The organism is Halorubrum ezzemoulense DSM 17463 (assembly GCF_002114285.1).
GTDB classification, from domain to species: Archaea; Halobacteriota; Halobacteria; order Halobacteriales; family Haloferacaceae; genus Halorubrum; species Halorubrum ezzemoulense.
Window position 1 is genome coordinate 1 of record NZ_NEDJ01000050.1, and the last position, 24,757, is coordinate 24,757.

Annotated in this window: 27 protein-coding genes; 19 read left to right on the plus strand and 8 right to left on the minus strand. The window is 69.6% G+C overall.

Annotated features, from left to right (window positions below):
- Window positions 1–135 precede the first annotated feature (135 nt).
- The 3 genes from sufD (at window position 136) to B9H04_RS12805 (ending at window position 2,462) form a co-directional block, all read left to right on the plus strand.
- The gene (sufD, locus tag B9H04_RS12795; protein WP_049932321.1) at window positions 136–1,350 is read left to right on the plus strand and encodes a Fe-S cluster assembly protein SufD; all 1,215 of its coding nucleotides are present in this window, start codon (window positions 136–138) and stop codon (window positions 1,348–1,350) included.
- Between the two features lie 139 nt (window positions 1,351–1,489).
- Window positions 1,490–1,975, plus strand: coding sequence for a rubrerythrin (locus B9H04_RS12800; protein ID WP_085682771.1), 486 nt, complete (start codon window positions 1,490–1,492; stop codon window positions 1,973–1,975).
- Between the two features lie 43 nt (window positions 1,976–2,018).
- On the plus strand, window positions 2,019–2,462 hold the full coding sequence (locus B9H04_RS12805; protein WP_049932320.1) for a metal-dependent transcriptional regulator: 444 nt from the start codon (window positions 2,019–2,021) through the stop codon (window positions 2,460–2,462).
- Between the two features lie 29 nt (window positions 2,463–2,491).
- On the opposite strand, the gene prf1 is transcribed toward B9H04_RS12805, so the two are convergent.
- The 4 genes from prf1 to B9H04_RS12825 form a co-directional block, all read right to left on the minus strand.
- Window positions 2,492–3,742: a peptide chain release factor aRF-1 gene (prf1, locus tag B9H04_RS12810; protein WP_049932317.1), complete on the minus strand. Its 1,251-nt coding sequence runs from the start codon at window positions 3,740–3,742 to the stop codon at window positions 2,492–2,494.
- A 135-nt stretch (window positions 3,743–3,877) separates the two neighbouring features.
- Window positions 3,878–5,686: an arginine--tRNA ligase gene (gene argS, locus B9H04_RS12815; protein ID WP_049932315.1), complete on the minus strand. Its 1,809-nt coding sequence runs from the start codon at window positions 5,684–5,686 to the stop codon at window positions 3,878–3,880.
- Between the two features lie 285 nt (window positions 5,687–5,971).
- Window positions 5,972–6,907, minus strand: coding sequence for an NAD-dependent epimerase/dehydratase family protein (locus tag B9H04_RS12820; protein WP_049932311.1), 936 nt, complete (start codon window positions 6,905–6,907; stop codon window positions 5,972–5,974).
- Window positions 6,908–7,124: 217 nt separating this feature from the next.
- A complete protein-coding gene (locus B9H04_RS12825; RefSeq protein ID WP_049932310.1) occupies window positions 7,125–7,565 on the minus strand; it encodes a DUF302 domain-containing protein in 441 nt (146 codons plus the stop codon).
- Between the two features lie 162 nt (window positions 7,566–7,727).
- Here B9H04_RS12825 and B9H04_RS12830 point away from each other — a divergent pair, with 162 nt between their 5' ends.
- The 7 genes from B9H04_RS12830 to B9H04_RS12855 all read left to right on the plus strand — a co-directional run bounded on the left by B9H04_RS12830 (window position 7,728) and on the right by B9H04_RS12855 (window position 12,508).
- Complete coding sequence (locus tag B9H04_RS12830) at window positions 7,728–8,144, plus strand: helix-turn-helix domain-containing protein (RefSeq protein ID WP_169714310.1); 417 nt, start codon at window positions 7,728–7,730, stop codon at window positions 8,142–8,144.
- Between the two features lie 84 nt (window positions 8,145–8,228).
- Window positions 8,229–9,512, plus strand: coding sequence for a M20 family metallopeptidase (locus B9H04_RS12835; protein WP_049932306.1), 1,284 nt, complete (start codon window positions 8,229–8,231; stop codon window positions 9,510–9,512).
- A gap of 87 nt (window positions 9,513–9,599) precedes the next feature.
- Complete coding sequence (locus B9H04_RS18775) at window positions 9,600–9,749, plus strand: hypothetical protein (RefSeq protein WP_155120043.1); 150 nt, start codon at window positions 9,600–9,602, stop codon at window positions 9,747–9,749.
- A 2-nt stretch (window positions 9,750–9,751) separates the two neighbouring features.
- On the plus strand, window positions 9,752–10,345 hold the full coding sequence (locus tag B9H04_RS12840; protein WP_049932305.1) for a class I SAM-dependent methyltransferase: 594 nt from the start codon (window positions 9,752–9,754) through the stop codon (window positions 10,343–10,345).
- A 143-nt stretch (window positions 10,346–10,488) separates the two neighbouring features.
- Window positions 10,489–10,725 (plus strand): sulfurtransferase TusA family protein, encoded by a 237-nt coding sequence (locus tag B9H04_RS12845; RefSeq protein ID WP_049932303.1) that lies wholly within the window; start codon window positions 10,489–10,491, stop codon window positions 10,723–10,725.
- Complete coding sequence (locus B9H04_RS12850) at window positions 10,722–11,867, plus strand: NAD(P)/FAD-dependent oxidoreductase (protein WP_085682766.1); 1,146 nt, start codon at window positions 10,722–10,724, stop codon at window positions 11,865–11,867. The genes B9H04_RS12845 and B9H04_RS12850 overlap by 4 nt, the downstream gene beginning before the upstream one ends.
- 2 nt (window positions 11,868–11,869) lie before the next feature.
- A complete protein-coding gene (locus B9H04_RS12855; RefSeq protein WP_049932297.1) occupies window positions 11,870–12,508 on the plus strand; it encodes a DUF1641 domain-containing protein in 639 nt (212 codons plus the stop codon).
- 144 nt (window positions 12,509–12,652) lie between these two features.
- Here the strand turns inward: B9H04_RS12855 and B9H04_RS12860 are convergent, their stop codons facing one another.
- Window positions 12,653–13,255: a DsrE/DsrF/DrsH-like family protein gene (locus B9H04_RS12860; RefSeq protein WP_049932294.1), complete on the minus strand. Its 603-nt coding sequence runs from the start codon at window positions 13,253–13,255 to the stop codon at window positions 12,653–12,655.
- A 2-nt stretch (window positions 13,256–13,257) separates the two neighbouring features.
- The gene (locus B9H04_RS12865) at window positions 13,258–13,503 is read right to left on the minus strand and encodes a sulfurtransferase TusA family protein (protein ID WP_049932293.1); all 246 of its coding nucleotides are present in this window, start codon (window positions 13,501–13,503) and stop codon (window positions 13,258–13,260) included.
- 246 nt (window positions 13,504–13,749) lie between these two features.
- On the opposite strand from B9H04_RS12865, the gene B9H04_RS12870 reads away from it, so the two are divergent.
- From B9H04_RS12870 to B9H04_RS12885, 4 genes are read left to right on the plus strand one after another with little or no spacing between them, the layout of a single operon-like run.
- The gene (locus B9H04_RS12870) at window positions 13,750–14,943 is read left to right on the plus strand and encodes an MBL fold metallo-hydrolase (protein WP_049932291.1); all 1,194 of its coding nucleotides are present in this window, start codon (window positions 13,750–13,752) and stop codon (window positions 14,941–14,943) included.
- Between the two features lie 8 nt (window positions 14,944–14,951).
- Window positions 14,952–15,509, plus strand: a complete 558-nt coding sequence (locus B9H04_RS12875) for a YeeE/YedE family protein (protein ID WP_085682767.1) — start codon at window positions 14,952–14,954, stop codon at window positions 15,507–15,509.
- A complete protein-coding gene (locus B9H04_RS12880; protein ID WP_049932289.1) occupies window positions 15,510–15,968 on the plus strand; it encodes a YeeE/YedE family protein in 459 nt (152 codons plus the stop codon). It begins immediately after the preceding gene.
- 12 nt (window positions 15,969–15,980) lie between these two features.
- Window positions 15,981–17,156 carry an inorganic phosphate transporter gene (locus B9H04_RS12885; protein ID WP_085682768.1) on the plus strand — a complete coding sequence of 392 codons (1,176 nt, stop codon included), beginning with the start codon at window positions 15,981–15,983 and terminating at the stop codon, window positions 17,154–17,156.
- A 28-nt stretch (window positions 17,157–17,184) separates the two neighbouring features.
- Here the strand turns inward: B9H04_RS12885 and B9H04_RS12890 are convergent, their stop codons facing one another.
- A complete protein-coding gene (locus B9H04_RS12890) occupies window positions 17,185–18,030 on the minus strand; it encodes a universal stress protein (RefSeq protein WP_049932286.1) in 846 nt (281 codons plus the stop codon).
- A 259-nt stretch (window positions 18,031–18,289) separates the two neighbouring features.
- Here B9H04_RS12890 and B9H04_RS18780 point away from each other — a divergent pair, with 259 nt between their 5' ends.
- Complete coding sequence (locus B9H04_RS18780; RefSeq protein ID WP_167373091.1) at window positions 18,290–18,454, plus strand: DUF7512 family protein; 165 nt, start codon at window positions 18,290–18,292, stop codon at window positions 18,452–18,454.
- Entirely contained in the window at window positions 18,444–19,502 is a 1,059-nt protein-coding gene (locus tag B9H04_RS12895) for a sulfite exporter TauE/SafE family protein (protein ID WP_049932284.1), read from the plus strand. The genes B9H04_RS18780 and B9H04_RS12895 overlap by 11 nt, the downstream gene beginning before the upstream one ends.
- Before the next feature lie 158 nt (window positions 19,503–19,660).
- On the opposite strand, the gene B9H04_RS12900 is transcribed toward B9H04_RS12895, so the two are convergent.
- Window positions 19,661–21,271, minus strand: a complete 1,611-nt coding sequence (locus B9H04_RS12900; protein WP_049932282.1) for an ABC transporter permease — start codon at window positions 21,269–21,271, stop codon at window positions 19,661–19,663.
- Window positions 21,272–21,384: 113 nt separating this feature from the next.
- Here B9H04_RS12900 and B9H04_RS12905 point away from each other — a divergent pair, with 113 nt between their 5' ends.
- The 3 genes from B9H04_RS12905 (at window position 21,385) to B9H04_RS12915 (ending at window position 24,517) form a co-directional block, all read left to right on the plus strand.
- Window positions 21,385–21,948: a gluconate 2-dehydrogenase subunit 3 family protein gene (locus B9H04_RS12905; protein ID WP_049932280.1), complete on the plus strand. Its 564-nt coding sequence runs from the start codon at window positions 21,385–21,387 to the stop codon at window positions 21,946–21,948.
- Entirely contained in the window at window positions 21,945–23,615 is a 1,671-nt protein-coding gene (locus B9H04_RS12910; RefSeq protein ID WP_085682769.1) for a GMC family oxidoreductase, read from the plus strand. The genes B9H04_RS12905 and B9H04_RS12910 overlap by 4 nt, the downstream gene beginning before the upstream one ends.
- Window positions 23,616–23,863: 248 nt before the next feature.
- A complete protein-coding gene (locus tag B9H04_RS12915) occupies window positions 23,864–24,517 on the plus strand; it encodes a dolichyl-phosphate hexose transferase (RefSeq protein ID WP_233125185.1) in 654 nt (217 codons plus the stop codon).
- Window positions 24,518–24,757 lie beyond the last annotated feature (240 nt).

Sequence of the window (24,757 nt, forward strand, 5' to 3'; positions counted from 1 at the left end):
GGCTCGACGACGACGACGCCAAACAGATGATCGTCTCCGGGTTCATCGAGCCGATCACGGAGGAACTGCCGATCGAGTACGCCGTCGAGCTGAACCGCCTCGTCGAACTCGAGATGGAGGGCTCGCTCGGATAACATGAGCACGCAAGCAATCGAGAGCCTCTCGGAGGACACGGTACGACGCATCGCCGACGAACGCGACGAGCCCGAGTGGCTCTTGGAGACCCGTCTGAACGCGCTGGCCGCGCTGGAGACCGCGGAGCTGCCCGACGTCATCCAGACGCCGGGCCGCCGCTGGACCGACCTCGAGGCGCTGGACTTCGAGTCGCTCGTCGACCCGCTGAACCAGGCGGACGAGACCGAGCGGACCGCGGGCGACGACGAGGTCGTCGTGCTGCCGTTCACCGAGGCGCTCGCCGAGTACGGCGACGTCATCGAGGCGAACTTCGGCTCCGTCCTCGACCCCGAACACAACTATCTCACGGCGCTTTCGGTCGCGCTGTTCACCACCGGTACGTTCGTCTACGTCCCCGAGGGCGTCGACGTCGAGGACGTGACGGTGCGCGCGGAGATGAACTCCCGTTCGCTGTTCAGCCAGACGCTCGTCGTCGCCGAGGAGTCGTCGTCGGTGACGATCCTCGAGTCGATCACGTCGGGCGACGCCGACGTGAGCGGCGACCGGTACTTCTCGAACCTCGTCGAGGTCGTCGCGGGCGAGAACTCGAACGTCCAGTTCGGCTCGCTCCAGAACCTCGACGACGACGCCTACACCTACTCGCTGAAGCGCGGCGTGACCGACACGTACGCGACGGTCGACTGGATCGAGAGCAACTTCGGCTCGAAGCTCACCCGCTCCGACATCGAAACCGAGCTCGAGGGCGACGGCTCCGAGAGCCAGATCGTCGGGACGTTCTTCGGCACGGACGACCAGCACTTCGACATCAACGCCCGCGTGTGGCACCAGGCGGAGCAGACGACCGCCGACCTCGTCACCCGCGGCGTGCTCGACGACGTGGCGCGCTCCGTCTACGAGGGCGTTCAGGACGTCGGCGAGGACGCGTGGAACACCTCCAGCTACCAGCGCGAAAACACGCTGATGCTGTCGGACGACGCCGAGGCCGACGCGTCGCCGAAGCTGATCATCCACAACCACGACACCGAGGCGTCCCACTCCGCGACGGTCGGACAGGTCGACGCCGAGGACCTGTTCTACCTCGAGAGCCGCTCGATCGACTCGCGGACGGCCCGGAACATGCTCGTCGAGGGCTTCTTCGTGCCCGTCCTAGAGGAAATCGCGGTCGACGAGTTCCGCGACGACGTCGAGGAGCTCGTCTTCGAGCGGCTCCAGTAAGCCGCCGGCGCCGAACGGATTTTTTCAGCCCCGCCCGGAGTCCCGGAGCGACCGGCGAGCGAGGGGAACCGCTTAAGACCGACGACGCCCGAGTTGTTTGTATGCGAACCCGCGTATCGTGCCGTCTCGGGTGGTCGCGGTGAGCGTGAGCCAGCGGGTCGCCTCCGACGACCAACTCGCGCGGCTGCTCCAGATCGGAATCGTGCTTGAGGAGGTCGTCGAAGCGCGAGCGCATCGCCACTACCAGCAGTTGGACGCCGAACTCGACGCGGAGGTGGAGACGCTCCTCGCGGACGCGGCCGAGGAGTCGGCGGACCACCGCGAGCGGCTGGAGTCGCTCATCGACGGGCTCGGCGTCGACAGCGTCCCGTTCGACGAGATCGAGTCGCTCGTCGACGCCCGCTACGGGCGGACGCGGCCGGAGGACTTCGACGACGTGCGGTACGACCAGCTGTGCAACGAGGAGACGGCGTACAAGTTCTACGACGACCGCATCGGGGCGATCGAGGGGTCCGACGGGTCGTTCTCGGTCGACCGCGAGGAGCTGATCGCGACCCTGGCGGCGATCCGCGACGAGGAGGCCGAGGGCGTACGCGAGGTCACGGAGGTCATGGAGCGCCGATGAACCGGACAGACGAGTCGCCGACGAGCGCCGACGGAGGACAGCCGTGAACACCGCAGATCAGTACCTCAAGACGATATACGTCGTACAGGACAGCGAAGACGGACCCGCCTCGACCGGGTCGATCGCCGATGCGCTCGGCGTCAGCCCGGCCAGCGCCAACGAGATGATCGGCAAGCTCGAAGAGCGCGGGCTCGCCGAACACGAGAAGTACAAGGGCGTCAAGCTGACCGACGACGGCATCGTCCGGGCCAGGGACGCCCTCCAGACCTACTGTATCATCGAGCGGTTCCTCGCGAACGTCCTCGCGGTCGAGGACTATCAGGCCGAGGCCCGGGAGCTCGAGGCCGTCATCGACGACACGGTCGCCGAGCGGCTCGACACGATCATCGACCGGCAGCCGGAGTGTCCGGACTGCTTCGACCCGGAGTCCGACGCCTGCGCGTGTTTGGAGATCGCGCCGGGGCCGGTCGAGCCGGAACAGCAGTAAAACGGCCGCAGAAACTTCTTCAGAGGCCCTTAGACTCCGGTCGAGTACCGCAGGATACCGGCGATGCCGCCGAACGCGTCGAGCAGCTGTTCGCCCTTCTCGAAGTCCGTGGAGATGAACTTCGTGTCCGTCCCGCGCTGTTCGGCGATGGCCATCAGGTGTTCGATGACGTCCTCTCGCTCCTCGACCTCGGCCGCCTCGCCGCACTCGCTACATTCGTGGTCCGGCGTCGAGTGGCGGGCGTCGACAACCTCGTACTCCTCGTGGCCGTCGGGGCACTCGTAGACGACGACGTCGGAGCGAAGGTCCTCGGAGATGAGCAGGCGGTCCACCGATCCCATGATCAGGTTGCGGCGGGTCTGCTCGAACCCGTAGGTCGCCTCCTGCCCGGTGTTGAGCTTCTCGAAGAACTCTTCCATGTTGCGTTTGTCCTCGACGATCTCCTGGTCGGCGAGCGCCTCGCTGGCGTTGTCGACGAGGTCTTTCAGGCCGGACTCATCGGTGTAGGCCACGTCGAACTTGCCGAGCACCTTGTCCTGAAGCTCGTGGTGGAGGTAGTCGCCGTCGAGGAACTCGTCTTTGGTCGGCGAGGGACCGCCGACGAGGATGCCGTCGAGCTCGTGGCGCTTGTCGACGAACAGGTCGTTGGCCATCCCAGCGACCTCCTGATAGAAGTTGTCGATCGCTTCGAGGCGCAGGCGGGCGAATCGCTGTGCGGACTGACCCCCCTTCCGCTGTTTGCCGGGGACGAGCGAGGAGGCGGACTTGACCGCCTCGACGCGTTTCCCCTTCAGCCAGCCGACGTTCGCCTCGCGGCGGTCCAAGACGATGAGCCCGAACAGCCCGGAGTCCTCGAGCATGTGTTCGAGCGGCTCGGTGAGGAACTCCGAGTCGCAGTGGTAGCGGAACGACTCGACGGGCTGCGGGGGCGACTCCAGCGTCCGGGTGACCATGTCGGTCTGGCCGCCGCCGCTGTCGATGGCGCCCGAGAATATCACGATCCCGTTGTCCGGCGGGAAGGTGTCGTAGTAGCGCAGCCGGTCCTTGATCGACGTCAACGCGTCCTGAACGGCCGTCCGCGTCTGCTTGGACTTGATGTTGGACGCCTCGCTGTGCTCTTGGGTGACGTGCGCCACCACGTCGGAGATCTGCCTGTCCTCGGGGATGTAGATGGTGACGAGCTGGGTGCCGGAGCCCTCGTACTGCTTGAGTTCCTCGATGACCTTGCGGAACTCGTACTTCCGGCGGTCCGCGTTCGCCTCCTGTGCGTCGCTACTCATTACTCCGAATACGGTCGCGTGCGTGTAAGTAATCTTTGACCTGTCGATACGGGCGGAAGCGTCCGTCTCGGCCGCGTTTGGCGGTGGATCGCTCGGAGCCCCGCTCCGGGCGACGGAGGGCGGGATACCCTCGATTTACATCGACTCCGGCGCCTCGACGCCCAGCACGTCGAGCGCGTTCGCCATCGTGTGCTTCGCGGCCGCGACGAGCGCGAGCCGGGCGTCCCGCAGGGCCTCGGTCTCGGCGGTCACGACGGGGCACTCGCGGTAGAAGGCGTTGTACGCGTCCGCGAACTCGCGGGTGAACGTCGCGATCGTGTGCGGCTCCAAGTCGTCCGCGGCGGCCTCGATTGCGGCGGGGAAGCGCGCGACCTCGCGGAGGAGCTCGCGGGCCGCGTCGGTTTCGAGCGCGCCCGCGTCGACGTCCAAGGCGTCGGGGTCGACCTCGCCGTCGGCGTCCGCCGTCACGCCCGGCACGTCGATCCCGGCGGCGGCCGCCTCGCCGAGGATGCCGGCGCAGCGCGCGTGGACGTACTGGACGAACGGCGCCGACTGCGCCTCGAAGTCGAGCGCGTCCTCCCACTCGAAGGTGATCGCCTTCGCGGGCTGTTTGGAGACGATGTCGTACCGGACCGCGCCGATCCCGACCTGGTGGGCGATGCGCTCGACGTCCTCGTCGGTGAGGTCGTCGTCGCGGATGCGGTCGTCCATGCGCGACTCGACGGCGTCGCGAGCGCGGTCGATCGCCTCGTCCAGCAGGTCGTCGAGCATCACGCCGGTCCCCTGCCGGGTCGACATCTTCCCCTCGGGCAGGTTGACGTACGAGTAGATGACGTGGCCGAGGCGGTCGGTGTCGTTGCCGAGCAGTTCGAGGGTCGCGTCGAGCTGGTCGGCCTGGAGCTTGTGGTCCTCGCCGAGGACGGTGACGGCGCGGTCGTAGTTCGCGAACTTCCACTCGTGGTGCGCCAGGTCGCGGGTCGTGTAGAGGCTCGTGTCGTCCGAGCGGAGGAAGACGAGGTTCTTGTCGATCCCCCACTCGTCGAGCTCCAGCTGCCAGGCGTCCTCCTCGTAGACGGCGTGGTCGGTCTCTTTCAGCCGGCCCGCGATGTCGTCGGTGGATCCGTCGCGCATGAACCGCGTCTCCTTGACGAACTCGTCGAACTCCGCGGGGAGGCGGCCGAGGCACGCCTTCATTCCACCGAGGACGGCGTCGACGACCTCGCCGACGCGCTCGTACGTCTCCTCGTCGCCCGCCTCGAGCCCCTGGAGGATCGACTGGATCTCCGCCTCCGCGGCCTCGACCGCGTCGTCGTCCGCCTCCTCTAAGAAGGCGTTCCCCTTCCGGTAGTAGCGCACGAGGTCGTACTCGGCGCGGTCGCGGGCGGGCTCCGCGTCGAGGTCTGGCTCGTCGAACCGCTCGTACGCCCAGGTGAACACCGCCATCTGCCGGCCCGCGTCGTTGACGTAGTAGTGGCGGTCCACGTCGTAGCCGGCGTACGCGAGGAGGTTCGCGACCGCGTCGCCGACGATGGGGTTGCGCGCGCGGCCGACGTGGACGGGGCCGGTCGGGTTCGCGCTGGTGTGTTCGACCACGACGCTCGTGTCGCGGTCGGGGAGCGCGCCGTAGTCGGCGTCGACCGCGGCCGCGTCGAGCGTGTCGGCGAGGTAGCGCTCGTTCGCGTGGAAGTTGACGTACGGCCCCGCGGTGTCGACGCTCGCGACGTAGTCCGCGTTCCCGACCGACACCGCCTCGGCGACAGTCGCCGCGACGTTCGGCGGCGCGTCGCCGACCTCGCCCGCGAGTCGGAAGGCGACGCTGGAGGCGAGCGTCGCGTCCATGTCGTCGGGCGGGCGTTCGATGCCGAGGTCGTCGGTCGGGAGGGCGAGCGAGTCGAGCGCGTCCGCGAGCGCCGCCTCGACCTCCGACCGGAACTGCCGGAACATACCGTCCGTTCGACGGGCGGGTTAAAAGGCCCTTCCGAAGCGGCGCGGCGGGCGGAGACGCGGATCGAACCGCGAGCGACACCGCCACGGGAAACCCACCGGGTTGTGCGCAACAGCCGTCCGTATCGCTCCGTTGACGCCGCCGCCTCCGGTCGGTTATCGGGACAGCTTCGGCAGTCGAGCGATCCGGTCGGCGTTCGGGACCCCCTTCGGTTCGCCTGCGGCGGGACTGAAGCGCCTCCGCGGTCCGCACCCGACCGGCGGAGTTCGTCGGAGGGGATCGCGCTACTCCACGATCTCGTCGATCAGCTCGCGCGCACTGCGCCGAACCGCCGCGTCGCTCTCGACCGACGGCTCCCACCCGAGGGCGGCGAGCTTCTCGATCGACAGCCGCATCTTCGGTACGTCGCCGGTCCAGCCGCGGTCGCCGCCGGTGTAGGCGTACTCCGGGTCGACGCCGAGCTCCTCGCTCACGATGTCGGCGATGTCGGTGACGGAGGTCGTCGTCCGCGTCCCGAGGTTGTAGACGTTGTACGCGGCGTCTGCGTTCTCGACCACGTGCCGGATGGCGTCGACACACTCCGAGACGTGCATGTACGACTTCTCCTGCCGGCCGTCGCCGAGGATCTCCAGTTCGGTCGGATCCTCGGCTAACTTCTCGATGAAGTCGGGGATCACGTTGCCGCGCTGGCGCGGGCCGACGATGTTCGCGAACCGGAACACCCACGACCGGACGCCGTAGGAGTGCGCGAACGTCGATATCAGCGCCTCGTCCGCGAGCTTCGCGGAGCCGTACATCGAGATCGGTTCGAGGGGGGCGTAGTCCTCGGGGGTCGGTCGCGGCGCCTCGCCGTACACCGTCGAGGAGGAGGTGAACGCGAAGCGGTCGACGCCGACCTCGCGCATGCGCTCCAAGACGTTGTACGTCATCTCGGTGTTCTCCTCGAACAGCGCGCGGTCGTCGTCGTAGTTCGTGTCGGTGTACGCCGCGAAGTGGAAGACGACATCGAGGTCGTCGGTGACGACGCGCGCCACGTCGTCGGGGTCGGTCATGTCCGCTTCGACGAACGCCGCGCCCTCGGGGACGCGGTCGCGGGTCCCCTTCGAGAGGTCGTCGGCGACGCGGACGGTCGCGCCGCGGTCGAGCAGGTCGGCCGCGAGGTGGCTTCCGACGAGACCGGCGCCGCCGGTGACGAGGACGCGCGAATCGGCGAGGTTCATATCGGCCCGTCGGCGGTCGCGGATAAGTAGGTGTGGAATCGCGACGAGCGGGGTCGACACGGAGGCGAGGCGAACGGAACCGGGTCACGTCCGTGTCGGTCGAAGCGCCGGCCGCACCGATCCGAGCGCAGACCGCGCCGATCCGATCGTCGCCGACGGCGAGTGCCGCCGAGCAGAGCGCCGGCGACGCCGTAGGGACGGCTGTGTCAGAGCGTGGTCAGAGGTTCTCGAACGCCTCGTCGACCATCTCGCCGGTGTCGGCGATGATGCCGGCCATCTCGTCGTCGTCGGGCGCCATGCCCGCGAGGCGAGCGAGGCGCATGATAGAGACGTGATAGACGCGCTGCGTCCCGGGCGCTTCCTCCCAGACGACGACGTTACACGGCATGAGCGCGCCGAGTTTGTTGTCGGTCGCGTCGAGCGCCCGGTCGGCGACAGCCGGGTTACACGCGCCGAGCACGTAGTAGGGGTCGCGACCCGCGTCGACCTTCTCGTTGAGCATCTCGGATGGCGAGAACTCGACCGGGACGCCGAATCCGGCGTCGGTGAACACCTCGCGGACATGTTCGATCGCCTCCTCGTGGCCCATCTCAAGGGTGGCCTGCTCTTCGCCGATGTCGTCCGGGTCGATCTGCGTCGGGTCGATCGGAAGCGTCATTCGTGTATCGTCTTGGGCCTACGTAACAAAGGCTCTTCGGATGTCCTACCGAGAGAGCGGAGCAGCCGTGAACTGAACCGGACTGTCGCCGACTCGACTATAGTAGTATTGTACTAATTAGGAACAACTTTAACCCACTCTGTCGCCCTATTGTCCGATACGATGACCGCGTCAGTGCGTGACGACCTCGAACGGGACTTGGGGTGTATCGACCTCCTCGAGTGTATTCACGGGCTCAACGAGCGGGATCAGGCGGTGTTTCAGGCGCTCCAAGGAGTGAACGAAGGGCTCACCGTCGACGACGTGGCGGACCGGCTGGAGTGTGAGCGGTCGACGGCGTACCGGTCGATCTCGCGGCTCGTGGACGCCGGCGTCGTCGTCCAGCGACAGGAGAACTACGATCAGGGCGGGTACTACTACGTCTACCGGCCGCGAACGCCCGCGGAGGCCGCTCGCGAGATGCAACAGCTGCTCAACAGCTGGTACGCGACCGTCGGTCAGCTCATCCAAGAGTTCGAGGACCGGTACGGCGGCGAGGCGGACGAGCGCGGGGATCGGTCGCTCCAGCCCGGACCGTGACGCGCGGGCGACCGCGACGCCCACCGATTAGTATTGTGCGAAACATACAAAATAAATAAATCGTTGGGGATCGAAGGGGACGGCATGGCCGAAGACACGGGAGCGACCCGGCCGCCGACGGACCCGGACGACGCTCCCGCCGAGTACGTGCGAGCACACCGGGAGGAGCTGGTCTCGCTGGCCCTCGATCTGCTCGCGGTCGACACGTCGAACCCGCCCGGCGACACGCGCGAGATCGTCGCGGCGATCGAGCGGTTCCTCGACCCACTTCCGGTCGAGGTCGAGCGGTTCGCCGTCGACCCGGCGAAGCCGAACCTGCTCGTCCGGGTCGACGGCGCGTCCGACCGAACGCTGCTGTACAACGGACACCTCGACACCGTCCCGTTCGACGCCGACGCGTGGACGCGCGACCCGCTCGGCGAACGCGCCGACGGCCGCGTCTACGGCCGGGGCGCGACCGACATGAAGGGCGCCGTGGCGTCGCTGCTGTTCGCGCTCCGGGCGGTCGTCGCGACCGACGCGGAGCCGCCCGTCGACCTCCTGTTCGCCTTCGTGAGCGACGAGGAGGTCGGCGGCGACGCGGGGCTCCCGGCGCTGCTCGATGCCAGAGCGCTCGACGCGAACGCGTGCGTGATCGGCGAGCCGACCTGCGAGGAGGGTCGCCGCTCCGTCACGGTCGCGGACCGGGGGAGCATCTGGCTGACGCTCGAAGCCGCCGGCGAGGCGGCGCACGGCTCTCGACCGATGCTCGGGGTCAACGCGGTCGACCGGCTCTACGGCGCCGTCGAGACGATACGCGAGCGGTTCGGCGCCGAGCGGCTGGAGATCGACGCCGAGATGGAGCCGATCGTCGAGGAGTCGGTCGAGTACTACGCCCCGTCGATGGGCGAGGCGACCGCTCGGGACCTATTCCGGTACCCGTCGATCAACCTCGGCGTCCTCGAGGGCGGCGACGCGGTGAACGCCGTCCCGGGGTCCGCCCGCGCCGAGGTCGACGTGCGGCTGACGGCGGGCGTCCACACGCCCGACGTGCTCGCGGCCATCCGCGACTGCGTCGCCGACTGCGAGGGGATCACGGTCGCCGACGTTTCCTGGAGCGTCGGCACCACAGAGGACCCCGCCAGCCCGCTGGTCGACGCCGTCGCGTCGACGGCGGCGGCGGTCACCGGGGACCGCGTCTTCCGTCGGAGCGCCACGGGCGGCGGCGACGCCAAGAAGCTCCGGAACGCCGGGATATCGACCGTCGAGTTCGCCCTCGGGACCGACACGCTCCACGCCCCCGACGAGTACGTCCCGGTCGACGCGCTCGTCGACAACGCGGTGGTCTACGCCCAGCTCCCCGCCGCGTGGCGCTCTCGGGTCGACTAGCTGCCCGCGGACGAGCGGGGCGACTCGGGCACGCCGATCGGCGACGGTCGAGAAAGACTTAGATAGCGGACTGGTTCACGTATGGGTATGAAGGACAAGACCGATGCGACGAGCGAGCCGCCTCGGGGGGCCGACGACGGGTCCGTGAGCGGCGGATACGGGTTCGCGGGCGGCGGGAGCGACGGACGCCGCCTTCCGGCGGACGGAACGGGAGCCGGCGCGTCGGGCCCCCGCTGACGATGGAGCGGTTCCAGAACACCGGCCAGCCCGACTGGGACTGGTGGGGGAAGCTCTGGCCGACGCCGGGCGCGACGCTCCGGCAGCTCGGGGTCGAGCCCGGCCTGTCGGTGGCCGAGGTCGGCTGCGGGAGCGGCTACTTCGCGCTCCCGGCCGCCCGCATCACCGAGCCCGCGCCCGTGTACGCCGTCGACTTGGACGAGGCGCTGCTCGACGAGCTCGACGCGCTCGCCGGGCGACAGGCGATCGGGAACGTCGTCCCGGTCCACGGCGACGCCCGGGACCTGACTGGTGTCCTCCCGGAGCCGGTCGACGTGCTCGTCGTGGCGAACACCTTCCACGGCGTCGACGACCGCGCCGAGTTCGTCGAGGAGACGTTCCGAGCGGTCGCGCCCGGCGGCAGCCTGGTCGTCGTCAACTGGCACGACCGGCCGCGCGAAGCGACGACCGTCGGGGGGGAGCCCCGGGGACCGCCGACGGGGCTCCGGATGGACCCCGAGGAAACGGCGGAGGCCGTCCGGGGGGCGGCGCCGTTCGAACTCGACCGGCGGGTCGATCTGCCGCCGTACCACTACGCGGTCGTGTTCGACCGGTAGCGCCGCCGACGCCCCAACCGTCAGCGACACCCCGACTGCCGCCGACGCTGACCGATCCGCGCCGAACACGAGGATTTTTAGATTGTGGAATGAGCGCACAAGACTAATACGCCACGCGCGTAACTGTCTGGTGTGAGACCCCCATGACCGACATCGAACCCGAAGAAACCGTCGACGCCAGAGGCGCAGCGTGCCCCGGTCCCCTGATGGACCTCATCGGAGCGATCCGGAGCGCGGAGTCGGGCGACGTGGTCCGGCTCCTGAGCGACAGCGGCGGGTCGCTCACCGACGTTCCCGAGTGGGCCGATGAGGCTGGCAACGAACTGCTCGCCGTCGAAGAGCTCGACGAGCACAACGCGTTCTACGTGGAGAAAGCATGACCGAACGCATCGTCATCGTGGGCGGCGGGACCGGCGGATCGGTGCTCGCCAACGACCTCGCCGACCGGCTCGGTCCGGAGCTCGACGCCGGCGACGTGGAGGTCACTCTGATCAACGACGGCCCCGACCACGTGTACAAGCCGGTCTGGCTGTACGTGCCGTTCGGCAAGCGCGAACCGGCGGACGGTCGCCGCGCGCTCGACGAGCTGGTCGACGACGCGGTCGACCTCCGGATCGACCGCGTGTCCGAGATCGACACGGATTCGCAGACGCTCCGGTTCGACGGTACCGCGCCGTCGATGGAGTACGACCACCTCGTGCTGGCGACCGGGTCGACGCTGGAGCCCGAGCAGATCCCCGGGCTCGTCGAGGGCGGACACGACTACTACAGCGAGTCGGGCGCGACGGCCCTTCGAGAGGAGCTGCTGGAGTTCACCGAGGGCGAGCTCGTCTTGAGCGTCATCGGGACGCCCCACATGTGTCCCGCGGCGCCGCTGGAGTTCGTCTTCATGACCGACGACTGGTTCCGCGAGCGCGGCCTGCGCGAGGACGTCGAGGTCACCTACACGTACCCGGTCCAGCGCGTTCACGGGAATCCCCACATCGCCGAGTGGGCCCGTCCCATCATGGAGGACCGGGACATCAACGTGGAGACGTTCTTCAACGCCGAGTCTGTCGACCCCGACGCGGAGACCATCACGTCGATGGAGGGGACCGAGCTCGACTACGACCTCCTCGTCTCGATTCCGCCTCACGGCGGCGTCGACCTGATCGAGGAGGCCGGCCTCGGCGACGACGGCTGGGTCGACGTGGACAAGCACACGCTGGAGGCGGCGGCCGCGGACAACGTCTACGCGCTCGGCGACACCGCCGACACGGGCGTCCCGAACGCGGGCAGCGTCGCGCACTACCAGGCCGGCGTCGTCGGCCAGCGCCTCGCCAGCGAGGTCCGAGGCCGCCCCGCGACGGCGACGTACGACGGGAAGACCCTGTGCTTCATCGAGACCGGGATGGACGCCGCCTCGTTCGTCGAGTTCGACTACGAGCGCCCGCCGTCGCCCGCGCCGCCCTCGGAGAAGCTCCACTGGTCGAAGCTGGCGTACAACGAGTCCTACTGGCTCACCGCGCGAGGGTTGCTCTGACCATGTCCGAGACGCACGAACCCGAGCCGGACGACCTCGAAGCGGCCATCGCGGAGAACCCGGAGGCGGTCGCCGAGCTCGTCGAGCGGCTCGACGCGGTCAACGAGCTGTTGGACGTGCTCTCGCTGGGCGAGGGCGCGCTCTCAGACGAGATGGTCCGCGAGCTCTCGGCCACGGGGTCGACGCTCGCGGAGTCCGCCGACGGCCTGGCGACCGACGAGACCGTGGCGCTGGCCGAGGCGGTCGGCGAGAACGGCGACGAGCTGCGGGAGGCGCTCGACACGCTGCTCACGCTCCAGCGGAGCGGCACGCTCGACGAGCTGGCCGAGGTCGCGGAGGTCGGGTCGCTGGCGACCGCGGCCCTCGACGACGAGATGGTCGCGTCGCTGGCCGGGACCGGCGCCGCGCTCGGCGAGGTGGCGCAGACCGCGGCCGACGACGACACCCGCGAGGGCGTCGAGACGCTGCTGAAGGGGGTCGGCGAGGCGGAGCGCGACCCGCCGGATCGGGTCGGGGCCGTCGGGCTGATCCGCGGGGTGCGCGACCCGGACGTCCAGTACGGGCTGGGCTACCTGCTGGCGGTGGCGGGCGCGATCGGCCGCGAGCGCGCCGGGCGCGAGCGGAGCGAGGGATCGCGCTAGCGGGGGCGACGCGCCGTTCCGCGGCGCGAGCGGGCGGAGTCGGTCGTGGTCACTAGTTGTTTTTGCGTTGTATCGAGGGTGTCTGGAGCGACGACGCCGGCGACGGCGCGGGCAAAACAGAACCGGGGGCTCGTTCCGCGGCGGTCAGACGAGCAGTTGGATGTCCGCCTCGGCCATGTCCTGAAGCGCGGTGGCGGCGCCGACGCCCGTGGTGACGCCGTCGTAGAAGTTGTCCTCGTCGTAGTCCATCAGGTCGATGGTCATCTGACAGGCCTGGAACTCCACGCCCATGTCGAGGCTCGTTTCGAGGAGCTCCTCGATCGTGGCGGTGTCGTTGTCCGAGATCCGGCGCTCCATCATCTTCGTCGTGACGCGGTCCATCCCGGGGAGCGCGGCGACGGCGTTCGGCACGGGCATGTTGGGGTTGCCGACGGAGCTGAGCTGGAGGTTCTTCGACCGCTCCTCGTGGAGGATGTCGAGCCCCCAGAACGTGTGGAAGACGGTCACCTCGTAGCCGAACGCGGCAGCGGTGCTGGCGAGGATGAGCGGCGGGTACGCCATGTCGAGCGTCCCCTTGGTGGCGATGATGCTCATCTTCTTGCCGCCGTCGTCGGCGGTGGCCTCGGCGAGCGCCTCCTCGAGCTCGTCGACGCGCGCGGCCAATTCCGCGCGGGAGGGCGCGTCGTCGGTCGGCGCGTCGTCGGTCGGCGCGTCGTCGGCCGACGCGTCGGGTGTGTCCGTGCTCATCGTTACTCCGTCTTGCGGACGTAGTGTTTGTACACGTCGTCGCCTTCCGTCTGGTCGAGGAGCTCGACGCCCTCGGTGCCGTCGGCCCAGCCGTCGAGGTCGCTCATGCTTCCGGGGTCGGTCGCCAGCACTTCGAGGACCTCGCCCGCGTCGAGGCCGTCGACGGCGGACTTCGTCTTCACTACCGGCATGGGGCACGATGCGCCTTTCACGTCGAGCGTCTCCGCGATGTCGAATTCAGCACTCATTGTGTATCTGCTCCGGTGTCTGTATTGGAGCTAGCGCACAATACCCCCCGGTGAAGTAAAACTGTGTCGGTTCTTGGGAATTCTCCCAACTACTGTATAAAGTGAAACCTGTTTAGCCGCCGCATAAGCCCCTGAGTACAACAGTAGGAGATACAGACCGGATTCTATTGAATATAGTATTGCTTAGAAAAGGAAATACTATGAAAATGCTTTTGTGCGTCGACCCGGTATGAACGACTGCGAAACATGAATGCCGACGACTTCCCGACTCCGGACGTCGACGTCGACTCCGTCGACCCGGAATCGCTCAAAGACCGAATCGACGCCGGCGAAGACGTCACGATCCTCGACGCGCGCATGCAGTCGGACTACGAGGAGTGGCGCATCGACGGCGAGAACGTCACGTCGATCAACGTCCCGTACTTCGAGTTCCTCGAAGACGAGATCGACGACGACGTTCTCGACCGGATCCCCGACGACCGCGAGGTGACCGTCCTCTGCGCGAAGGGCGGCGCCAGCGAGTACGTCGCGGGCACGCTCACGGAGCGCGGCTACGACGTCGACCACCTCGAAGACGGGATGAACGGCTGGGCGAGCATCTACGAGGCCGTCGAGGTCGACCGCTACGACGGCGCCGGCACGCTCCTCCAGTACCAGCGCCCCTCCTCGGGCTGTCTCGGCTACCTCCTCTACGACGACGGGGAGGCCGCGATCATCGACCCGCTGCGGGCGTTCACCGACCGCTACCTCGACGACGCCGACGAGCTCGGCGTCGAACTGAACTACGCTCTCGACACGCACGTCCACGCCGACCACATCTCGGGCGTGCGCGACCTCGACGCCGCGGGCGTCGAAGGCGTCATCCCCGAGGCCGCGGTCGACCGCGGCGTCACGTACGCCGACGAGCTGACCACGGCCGCCGACGGCGACACGTTCGCGGTCGGCGACGCCACCGTCGAGACCGTCTACACTCCCGGCCACACGACCGGGATGACCTCATACCTCGTCGACGAGAGCCTGCTCGCGACCGGCGACGGGCTGTTCATCGAGAGCGTCGCCCGCCCCGACCTCGAGGAGGGCGACGAGGGCGCCCCCGACGCCGCGCGCCTGCTGTACGAGTCACTTCAGGAGCGGGTGCTGACGCTGCCCGACGACACGCTCATCGGCGGCGCGCACTTCAGCGACGCGGCCGTCGCGGCCGACGACGGCACCTACACGGCGCCGATCGGCGAGCTCGTCGAGGAGATGGACGCGCTCACGATGGACGAGCAGGCGTTCGTCGACCTGATCCTCTCGGACATGCCGCCGCGCCCGGCCAACTACGAGGACATCATCGCGACGAACCTCGGACAGAACGCCGTCGACGACGACGAGGCGTTCACCCTGGAGCTCGGGCCGAACAACTGCGCCGCCAGTCAGGACTCGCTCGCGGGTGACTGACGACGCCGATGGTCGCTGACCCAGTACTGCTGCAGGCGGTCGCCGAGCTGTTCCCGAGCGGGGTCAGCCGGTACGCCGTCGGCGGACTGCTCGTCGGTCTCGGGACCGTCGTCATCTACGTCGGAACGGGTATCCCGGCCGGGGCGAGCACGTTCCTGGAGTCGACGCTGTCGTACGTCTCCGGCCAGTCCCGGTTCCGGCGGTACGTCGGATCGCGGGACTGGCGGCTCGTGTTCACCGCCGGCATCATCCTCGGCGGGCTCGCGTTCGCCGCGACGTTCCAGTCGGGGCTAGTCACGAGCCCGCTCTACGAGCCCGGGACGACCGGCACGCTGTACGAGGTCGCCGGCGTGACGCTCTGGGCGACCGACGTCCAGCCGTGGCGGCTGTTCTTCGGCGGGATCCTCGTCGGGATCGGCACCCGCATCGGGAAGGGGTGTACGTCCGGCCACGGGGTCTGCGGCGTCGGATCGGCGTCGAAGACGTCGCTGGTCGGCGTCGCGACGTTCCTCGCCGTGGCGATCGGGACCGCCCAGGTCGTCGCCGCGCTGGGGGTGAGTCCGTAGATGGCGGATCGACATCCGCTGTTCAAGCCGCTGATCTTCGTCGGCGGCCTGATCTTCGGGTTCGGACTCGGGTTCAGCCACATGGCGCGGCCGGAGGTCGTGCTGAACTTCCTCACATTCGAGGACCTCGGCCTCCCGTTCGTCATGTTCGGGGCCGCGATCGTCTCCGGGATCGCGTTCGCGCTGCTGCCGCGCATCCGCGACGCCGCGCCGCTCACCGGCGCTCCCTACGAGCGCCGGCTGAAGCCGTTCGACCGGAACGTCCTCGTCGGCGGCGCCGTCTTCGGCGTCGGCTGGGGGCTCTCTGGCATCTGTCCGGGCGCGGCGTACGCGAGCCTCGGGGTCGGTAACGTCACCATCCTCTGGGCGCTCGGCGGAATGTTCGTCGGCGCGTACGCGCAGGGGTACTGGCGGAGCCGGAGCGGAGCCCGCGACGCCGCCGCGGCGGGCGCGGACTAACGCACCGGCTCCATGGACCCCGCTCTCATCGCCCTCTCCGTCGGCGCGGCGCTCGCGAGCCTGTTCATGGCGTGGGTGATCGGCGCCGGGTCGAGCGGCGCGACCCCGTTCGCGCCCGCCGTCGGCGCGAACGCCATCGGAACGATGCGCGCGGCCCTGCTGGTCGGCGTCTTCGGCTTCGCCGGCGCCGTCACGCAGGGCGGGAACGTCTCTGAGGCCGTCGGGAGCGGCCTCGTTGGCGGGATCAGCCTGCCCGTCGCCGGCGTCATCCTCGTGCTCGTGCTGGGCGCGGGGCTGGTGGCGGTGGGCATCACCACCGGGATTCCGATCGCGACCGCGTTCACCGTGACCGGCGCCGTCATCGGCGTCGGGCTCGCGCTCGGCGGGACGCCGGTCTGGGCGAAGTACCAACAGATCGGCGCCGTCTGGCTCCTGACGCCGTTCATCGGCGGCGGCATCGCGTTCGCCATCGCCAGCGTCCTCCCGCGACCCGGCGCGCCCGAGCGGTACAGCGTCCCGGTCCTCGCCGGGCTGGTCGGGAGCGTCCTCGTGAACGTCCGGTTCAGTTTCCTCGGCGAGGGGACCGCGCCCGGGACCGTCCGCGGTCTCGGACAGCGGACCCTGTCGCTCGACGGGACCGCGTCGGCGGTCGCGATCACCGGCCTCGCGGCGCTGGCCGTCGCGGCCGTCGTCTGGTGGGACGTGAGCCGCGGCGAGCAGGGCGGGCTGCGGCGCGTGCTGCTCGCGCTCGGGTCGCTCGTCGCGTTCTCCGCGGGCGGGAGTCAGGTCGGGCTCGCGGTCGGACCGCTCCTACCACTGCTCGACGAGGTGGGAATGGTGTCGGCCACCGCCGTCCTCGTCGGCGGCGGGCTCGGGATGCTGGTCGGCTCGTGGACCGGCGCGCCCCGGATGATAAAGTCGCTGGCGCAGGACTACTCGTCGCTCGGGCCGCGCCGCTCCATCTCGGCGCTCGTCCCGTCGTTCCTGAGCGCGCAGCTGGCCGTGCTGCTCGGCGTGCCGGTCTCGTTCAACGAGATCGTCGTGAGCGCGATCATCGGGAGCGGCGCGGCCGTCGGCGGTCGGGAGGCCGTCGACGCGGAGAAGATCCTCACGACCGTGGGGGCGTGGGCCGGCTCGTTCGGCCTCTCGTTCGCGCTCGCGTACGCGGCCGCCGCGCTCGTCTTGTGATCGGCGCGCGCCGCGGCGTCGCCTACTCTTAAACCGCCCGAGGCGGCGGGACGAGGAAGACGTTGCCCGTCGCCCGCGTGACGATCTCCTCCGAGACGCTGCCCAGCAGGAGCCGCCGGATCCGGCTCCGCCCCTTCGACCCGACGAGGACCGTCGACGGAGTGACCTCGGCCTCGACGGCGAGGATCTCCTCGGCGGGGTCGCCGCGGCGGACCTCGGTCCGCGTCTCGATCCCCCAGCCCTCCAGCGTGCTCGCCCGCTCTGCCAGCCGCTCCGCGGGACCGCCGCCGGCGTCCGGCCCGTCGTCCTTCGGCGACCGGACGTGGACGAGCGTCGCCTCCTCGGTCGCGCGACGGAGGTACGAGAAGGCGTCGAACGCCCGGTCGGCGTGCTCAGAGAAGTCTGTCGCGAAGAGGACGTGCCGGAAGAGGTGTTCGCGGAGGACATCGGGGTCGTCGGCCGCCCGCTCGACGCGGTTGACCAGCAGCGGGACGACGGTGGTCCGGGCGAGGTTGCGGGCGGTCGAGCCGACGACCCGGTTCTCCAGCGGGCTCTGTCCGCGCGAACCCACGATCGTCAGGTCGGCGTGAACGGTCTCCGCGATGCCGTTGAGGCGGCGGTACGGGGTCCCGCGAACGACGTGCGTCTCGACGTCGAACCCTGCGGCCTCGATCACCTCGCGGTACCTGTCGAGCCCCCGCCGCCGGCGCTCCTCGAAGTCGACGCCGGGCATGCCGGGGTGGACGTTCGCCGAGACCACCGTGACGAGGTGGACCGTCCGGACGCCGATTCGGTCCAGGCAGCCGAGGCAGGTCTCGTTCTCGATCGTCGCCTCGCTGGCGGCCGACAGGTCGGTTGCGCACAGGGCCCTCATGTCGATCCCTTCGGCGGGCGGCGACAACACGATTTTGTTCGTCGTTTGATACTTCAGCGAGCGCGAGCGCGTAGCCGGCGCTCGGGCCGACGGAGGCGCCGTATTATCTCTGTAAGTTATCGGTACTCCCGCCGAGGTTACCGGGATATAGTATTGTACATTAAGCCCAAAACCGTTATAGGCACGAAGCGGATAGTGGACACCGAGCAGAAATGTGCCAAGACCGAATTTCCGCGTTCGGAAGCCGGAGGACGAATAGATGGCTGGACTAGAGATACCCTCGTGGGACCCAGAGACGGTCCTACTCATCGGCACGATTCTCCTGGAAGCGTTCGTGTTGTACGTGGGGTACGGCGGCCTCGAACGGCTCGTCGGGCCCTATCTGATGCGGCTCTTGGTCGGGGGTGACGCCAGTGCTCGGTAACTTCCTCGGCGGCCTCGGCATCTTCGAGACGAGCCCCGAGATGTTGGCGCTGTTCGTCGGGTTCGGCCTCGTCGTCGGGGTGCTGTTCGGGTTCTTCGGCATGGGCGGGTCGTTCCTCGTCACCCCGGCCCTCCTAATGCTAGACTACCCGGCCTCCGTCGCCGTCGGGAGCGGGATGGCGTTCGTCTTCGGAACGGCCGTCATCGCGACGCTGAAACACCACGACCTCGGGCAGGTGGACTACAAGCTCGGGGTGATCATGATCACCGGGACGACCATCGGCATCGAGGCCGGGCGCGCCAGCGTCTACTACCTCGAATCGATGGGGCTCGCCGGCGGCGTCATCAGCGTCGCCTACGTTGTCCTGCTCGGCGGCGTCGGCGCGATGGTCACGCGCGACGCCCTCAAGGGCGACGACGACGGCGGAGTCGACCACGAGGCCGCCGACAAGGACCTCGACGAGTACGAGATCCCCGACGTCGCCAAGAAGATCCAACGGACCGTTCGGATCCCGCCGATGGTGACGCTCCGCGGCGACGTCACCGTCTCCGTGTGGGTCATCACGGCCGTCGCCTTCTCGACCGGCGTCCTGTCCGGGTTCCTCGGCGTAGGCGGCGGCTTCATCCGGATGCCCGCGATGATCTACGCGATCGGCGTCCCGGTGCCCGTCGCCGTCGGGACCGACCTCTTCGAGATCGTCTTCTCCGGCGGGCTCGGGAGCTACCTCTACGGACAGGACGGCGGCGTGAGCCTCGGCATCGTCGCCCCGCTGCTGTTCGGGAGCGCGCTCGGCGCGCGCGTCGGCTCCGCCGCGACCGCCATCGTCGACTCCGACGAGATCAAGGTGTACTTCGGCGGGATGCTGCTCGTCGGCGCCCTCGCCGTGGGCATCGGCGAAGTGGGCTCGTACATCGGCAGCTCGACGCTCGAACTGCTCGGACTGGTGCTTACCATCGGCGCGGCGGTCGTCGTCGCCTTCGCGGTCCTCTACACGACGATCAGCTCGCTCCGCGTGACGCGTCAACAGCAGACGTCTGCCGCGGACTGACCCGTTTTTCTCCAGTCCACGGCCGCGGTATTGTTAGTTGCTTTCAACACTATCGAGAGCGACCGGTCTCTCGGACCGACGGGAGCGGCGGCGACCGCCGCATCTGGTGGCGGCGACCCGGCGCGGACCGCCACATCCGAGGACGGTGACCGCGACCCTCACAGCCCTTCTTCGCCGCCCTCCTGCGTGAGGAGGACGACCATCGAGAGCCCGGAGATGAGGAGGAGGATAAGCGTCGGCACCACGGCGTACTGGTAGAGCGCGGTCGACTGTGCGCGCCAGATCTGCGTGACGATCGTGTCGAACCCCGTGGGGCGGAGCACCAGCGTGACCGGTAGCTCCTTCATCGTCGTGAGGAACACGAGCGCGGCCCCGGCGACGATCCCCGAGCGCGTGAGCGGGAACGTGACGCGCTTGAACGCGCCGGTCGGCGACTCCCCGAGCGTCCGCCCGGCCTCGACGAGCCGCGGGTCGACCTGGAGGATCGACGTGCGGGCCGAGCCGACCGCCTGGGGGAGGAAGCGGACGACGTAGGCGAACACCAGCAGGGGGAGCGTCTGGTAGAGCCACGGGACGTAGCCGGAGCCGAAGTACACCAGCGCGAGCGCCAACACGATGCCCGGCACCGCGAACCCGACGTACGTCGCGCGCTCGAAGACGACCGCGAGCGGCGAGTCGTGGTTCGCGGCGAAGTACGCGATCGGGAGGGCGGCCAGCGCGGCGACGACCGCCGCGGCCGCCGAGACGGACACCGAGTTGAGCACCTGTATCGGCTCGAACGCGAGCGAGGGGCGGCGGCCGGCCTCCGAGCGAACGAGCCACAGCCCGAGGATCCACAGCGGCACCAAGAGCGCAAACGCGGACACGCCGGCCGGGAGCAGCGTCGCCGGCCACCGCAGCCACCCGAGCGACACCCGGTCGTCGGTGCGGCCCGCGTCGTCGCCGCTCGTGTCGCGGTCCGAGCGGACGGCCCACTCCAGCGCGAGCACGAGGACCACCACGACGAGCAGCTGGAGCGACAGCAGCGCCGCGTAGTCGCGTCCGAACGCGTTGTACTCGACGTAGATCTGGCGGGTGAACACCGGGAGCCGCATGATCGACGGCGTCCCGAAGTCCGAGACCGCGTACAGCGCGGCGAGCAGCGACCCGGCGGCGATCGCCGGCCGAATAGTCGGGAGGGTCACGCGGCGGAACGCCGCGAGCCGCCCGTGGTTCAGCGTCCGGGCGGCCTCCAGCAGCGTCGTGTCGAACGACAGCAGCGCGGCCCGGGTCGTCAGGTAGACGTACGGGTAGGTGTACAGCGTGATGACGAGGATCGACCCGGAGAGGCCGCCGATCTCGGGGACGCGCTGGACGCCGAGCGGCGCGAGGACCTCGTGGAACTCGCCCTGCGGGCCGAACGCGGAGACGAACGAGAAGGCTCCCACGTAGCTCGGGACGACGAGCGGAAGGGCGGCCGCGACCGACCAGAAGCGACGGAAGGGGAGGTCGGTCCGGGCGGTGAGGTACGCGAGCGGCACGCCGATCGCGACCGAGAGGCCGGTGACGCCCGCCATCAAGAGGAGGCTGTTGACGAGGACCTCCGCGGTGCCGGCGCTGAAGAGGAGGTCCGTCGCGCGCCCGCGGTCGACGGCGATCGCCTCGATGACGAGCCACGCCAGCGGGAACACGAGCGTGGCGGCGATCGCCGCGCACAGCAGCGTGAGCCCGATCGGCAGCCTGTCGTCGCCGTCGGTCAAGCGGTCGCGGAGCCGGTTTCGCAGGGTCATTGTACGGGGCAGAGTCTCTGTCCGAGCGTGGTCGCGGCCGGCGTTAGGGGTTCCGATCGCGCGTCGAGCGCGCTCCGACGGATATATTAATTTAGGGCTGCCTAAAATATTCCATGGAACTGACGCGACGCGACGCGGCGGCCGCGCTGGCCGCGATCGGCGCGACCGGCGGCGTCGCGCTCGGCGTCCGTCGGGCGACCGGCGACGGCGGTCGGGGAGGCGCCGAGGCGGAGCCCGCGCGGGACGGCGACGGCACCCCCGGCGACGAGGCGGTCCGCGAGGCGATGACGGCGGTCGCGCGGACCGTCTACCCGGAGGCGGTCTCCGGGCTGGACGCGTTCGTCGACGGCCTCCTCGACGGCCGCCTCGACGGGTCGGCGCACGCCGAGGGGATCCGAGCCGCGGTCGCCGAGGTCGAGTCGGCCGCCCGGTCGTGGTACGGCGCGCCGGTCGCCGACCTCTCGCCCGCCGACCGCGACGATCTGCTCCGGGAGATGGGCGCGGACGTGGCCGAGGAGAACCCGGACGGAACGACCGCGGAGCGAGTCCGGTACTACGTCGTCAACGAGCTGCTGCTCGCGCTGTACGCCTCGCCGACGGGCGGGGAGCTCGTCGGCATCGAGAACCCGCAGGGGCACGCGGGCGGCGCGGAGAGCTACCGGCGGGGGCCCCGATGAGCGGCGCGGAGGACGCGAGCGGCGGACGGGACGCTCGTTACCGGCAGACCGGCGACCGGGCCCGCGGCGACGTCGACCGCACGCCCGTGCCGGACACGGACGTCTGCGTCGTCGGCGCCGGCCCCGCGGGAGCGCTCGTCGCCGACCGGCTGGCGGGCGACCGCGAGGTCGTCGTGCTCGACGCGGGCCCGCGGTTCGACCCCGCCGACCGGCTCGCGAGACAGGAGCGCGCGATCCGCCCGTTCTACGACCGGCCGGACGTCTGGGACGTGGGCGGCGAGCGCGACGCCCACGAGATCGCCGGCGACCGCCCGTACCCGCTCAACCACGCCCGCGTGAAGGGCGTCGGCGGGTCGACGCTCCACTGGCAGGGGATGGTGATGCGGCTCCACGAGGACGATTTCAACTCCGGCACGGCGCGGGGCGTCGGGCCGGACTGGCCGATCGACTACGAGGACCTCCGCCCCTACTACGCCGAGGCCGAGCGCGAGCTGGGCGTCGCGGGCGCGTCGGACAACCCCTACGCGCCGCCGCGCGAGGAGCCGCACCCGATGCCGGCGTTCGAGCCCTCCTACAGCGACTCGCTGTTCGCCGAGGCCTGCGAGTCGCTCGGGATCGCCATGCACTCCGTGCCGAACGCGCGCAACTCCGAGCCGTACGACGGCCGGTCCCCCTGCGTCGGCTACGGCACCTGCCAGCCGGTGTGTCCGAGCGGCGCGAAGTACGACGCGACGGTCCACGTCGAGCGCGCCGAGGAGCGGGGCGCGACCGTCATCGACCGGGCGTCCGTGCGGTCGCTGGAGCACGACGGCGACGACAGGGTGACCGCGGCGGTGTACGCGACCCCTGACGGGGCTGAACACAGGCAGACGGCCGACGCCTTCGTCGTCGCCGCGGGCGGCGTGGAGACGCCGCGGCTCCTGCTCCTCTCCGCCGCGGACCGATACCCCGAGGGGCTCGCGAACGGGAGCGGTCACGTCGGCGAGTTCTTCATGGACCACCTGTTCGCGGGGGCGGGCGGCACCCTCGACGAGCCGACCAGACAGAACCACGTCGGCTTCTACACCAGCGCCTGCGACCAGTTCTACGACGAGGCCGACGAGGCGCAGGCCCCGTTCAAGCTGGAGTTCTTCAACTACGCCGGCCCCTCGCCGGTCGAGACGGCCCTGTCGGGCGACGACTGGGGCGACCCGCTGCTCGACCAGCTCCGTGAGGGGTACGGGAATCACGTCGCCATGGGCGGGCTCGTCGAGCAGGCCCCGCGGGCCGACAGCCGGATCGCCCTCGCCGACGACCGCACCGACGATCACGGGGACCCGGCGCCGCGGGTCGAGTGGAGCGTGGGCGAGCGCGCGCTCGACACGATCGAGCGGGCGAACGAGATCCAGGTCGCGATCTTGGAGGAGCTCGGCGCCGACGTGGAGTGGGTCGCCGGGCCGGACGCGACCGGGCCCGCCTACCACCACATGGGCACGACGCGGATGAGCGACGACCCCGACCGGGGGGTCGTCGACGCCGACTGCCGGACCCACGACCTCGACAACTGCTGGATCGCCTCCAGCTCCGTCTTCCCGACGAGCGGCGCGATGAACCCCACGCTCACCATCGCCGCGCTCGCGCTCCGCGTCGCCGACGACGTGGAAGCCCGCCTCTCGGCGCAGACCTGACTGCCGTCGAACATTATTTTAGGTAAACCTAAAAACTCAAGTAGGTGCGAGCGGAGATCCGGGTAATGAGCGACTCAGCACACGCGACGAACGGATCTGCGAGCGCCGTCGACGTGACGGAGACCGTCGGGGAAGAGGGCGGAGGCTCGGCGGACGAGGAAATCGAGAGCGCGGCGGACGAGAAAGGCGAGAGCGTGGCGAACGGGGGGGACGGCGGGGCATACACCTTCGACGACCTCAGCGTCGTGATGGGGACGTACAACGAGGCGGAGGCGATCGGGACGGTCCTCGATGACATCGACGAGGTCACGGACGGGAGGGCGGAGGTCGTCTGCGTCGACGGATCCGACGACCGCACTCCGGAGATCGCCCGCGAGCACGGCGCTCGGGTCATCGAACAGGAGCCGCAGGGGTACGGCGTCGCCGTCCGCGAGGCGATCCTGACCCCCGACCGACCGGTGGTCGTCACGACCGACTGCGACGACACCTACCCCATGGAGGCGCTGCCGGAGTTCCTCGCCGAGGTCAACGACGGCGCGGACGTGGTAAGCGGCGACCGGCTCTACCACGGCGCGGAGGCGATGCCGGCGTTCAACCGCTTCGGGAACCACGCGTTCGCCGCGGTCGCGAGCCTGCTCATGGGCGAGCGCGTCCACGACACCACGACCGGGATGCGCGCGTACCGTCGCGAGGTGGTCGAGGAGATCGGCTGGACGGAGAACACCGGCCTCTCAGCGGAACTCCTCATCCGCCCGCTGATGCGCGGCTACGACGTGCGCGAGCGCCCGATCGCCTACGCCGAGCGGCTCGGCGACACGAAGCTCGACCCGATCGGCGGCGGCGCCGCCATCGCGAAGTCGATCGTCACCGTCTGCCTCGAAGAGCAACTGCGGCGCTTCTGAGGGCGCTTCGCCCCCGACGCGACGCCGTACGGCGGTCCGGACGGACGCTGTGGGCACAGTGGACCGCCGCCGGCGACGGTTTCTACGACCCTGAGCGACAGCGCCGATCATACATAAGCAGACGCGGGGGTCGGCACGTGCCGACGAACGCCGGCGGGGCGTGAGTCGCACGCGCGAGGGAGTCGGTGGCTCACGGAGCGAAGCGGAGGGTGCCAGCGACGAGGCTGGGGAGGGGTGAGG

Bases quoted from the DNA above. Each gene is read 5' to 3' on its own strand.
- B9H04_RS12845 (WP_049932303.1), top strand. From the start codon at position 10,489: ATGACCGACATCGAACCCGAAGAAACCGTCGACGCCAGAGGCGCAGCG.
- B9H04_RS12875 (WP_085682767.1), top strand. From the start codon at position 14,952: ATGGTCGCTGACCCAGTACTGCTGCAGGCGGTCGCCGAGCTGTTCCCG.
- B9H04_RS12880 (WP_049932289.1), top strand. From the start codon at position 15,510: ATGGCGGATCGACATCCGCTGTTCAAGCCGCTGATCTTCGTCGGCGGC.
- B9H04_RS12890 (WP_049932286.1), bottom strand. From the start codon at position 18,030: ATGAGGGCCCTGTGCGCAACCGACCTGTCGGCCGCCAGCGAGGCGACG.
- B9H04_RS12820 (WP_049932311.1), bottom strand. From the start codon at position 6,907: ATGAACCTCGCCGATTCGCGCGTCCTCGTCACCGGCGGCGCCGGTCTC.
- sufD (WP_049932321.1), top strand. From the start codon at position 136: ATGAGCACGCAAGCAATCGAGAGCCTCTCGGAGGACACGGTACGACGC.
- B9H04_RS12860 (WP_049932294.1), bottom strand. From the start codon at position 13,255: ATGAGCACGGACACACCCGACGCGTCGGCCGACGACGCGCCGACCGAC.
- argS (WP_049932315.1), bottom strand. From the start codon at position 5,686: ATGTTCCGGCAGTTCCGGTCGGAGGTCGAGGCGGCGCTCGCGGACGCG.
- B9H04_RS12900 (WP_049932282.1), bottom strand. From the start codon at position 21,271: ATGACCCTGCGAAACCGGCTCCGCGACCGCTTGACCGACGGCGACGAC.
- B9H04_RS12910 (WP_085682769.1), top strand. From the start codon at position 21,945: ATGAGCGGCGCGGAGGACGCGAGCGGCGGACGGGACGCTCGTTACCGG.
- B9H04_RS12870 (WP_049932291.1), top strand. From the start codon at position 13,750: ATGAATGCCGACGACTTCCCGACTCCGGACGTCGACGTCGACTCCGTC.
- B9H04_RS12915 (WP_233125185.1), top strand. From the start codon at position 23,864: ATGGGGACGTACAACGAGGCGGAGGCGATCGGGACGGTCCTCGATGAC.
- B9H04_RS18775 (WP_155120043.1), top strand. From the start codon at position 9,600: ATGAAGGACAAGACCGATGCGACGAGCGAGCCGCCTCGGGGGGCCGAC.
- B9H04_RS12830 (WP_169714310.1), top strand. From the start codon at position 7,728: ATGACCGCGTCAGTGCGTGACGACCTCGAACGGGACTTGGGGTGTATC.
- B9H04_RS12905 (WP_049932280.1), top strand. From the start codon at position 21,385: ATGGAACTGACGCGACGCGACGCGGCGGCCGCGCTGGCCGCGATCGGC.
- B9H04_RS12855 (WP_049932297.1), top strand. From the start codon at position 11,870: ATGTCCGAGACGCACGAACCCGAGCCGGACGACCTCGAAGCGGCCATC.
- B9H04_RS12850 (WP_085682766.1), top strand. From the start codon at position 10,722: ATGACCGAACGCATCGTCATCGTGGGCGGCGGGACCGGCGGATCGGTG.
- B9H04_RS12865 (WP_049932293.1), bottom strand. From the start codon at position 13,503: ATGAGTGCTGAATTCGACATCGCGGAGACGCTCGACGTGAAAGGCGCA.
- B9H04_RS12835 (WP_049932306.1), top strand. From the start codon at position 8,229: ATGGCCGAAGACACGGGAGCGACCCGGCCGCCGACGGACCCGGACGAC.
- B9H04_RS12885 (WP_085682768.1), top strand. From the start codon at position 15,981: ATGGACCCCGCTCTCATCGCCCTCTCCGTCGGCGCGGCGCTCGCGAGC.
- B9H04_RS12840 (WP_049932305.1), top strand. From the start codon at position 9,752: ATGGAGCGGTTCCAGAACACCGGCCAGCCCGACTGGGACTGGTGGGGG.
- B9H04_RS18780 (WP_167373091.1), top strand. From the start codon at position 18,290: ATGGCTGGACTAGAGATACCCTCGTGGGACCCAGAGACGGTCCTACTC.
- prf1 (WP_049932317.1), bottom strand. From the start codon at position 3,742: ATGAGTAGCGACGCACAGGAGGCGAACGCGGACCGCCGGAAGTACGAG.
- B9H04_RS12825 (WP_049932310.1), bottom strand. From the start codon at position 7,565: ATGACGCTTCCGATCGACCCGACGCAGATCGACCCGGACGACATCGGC.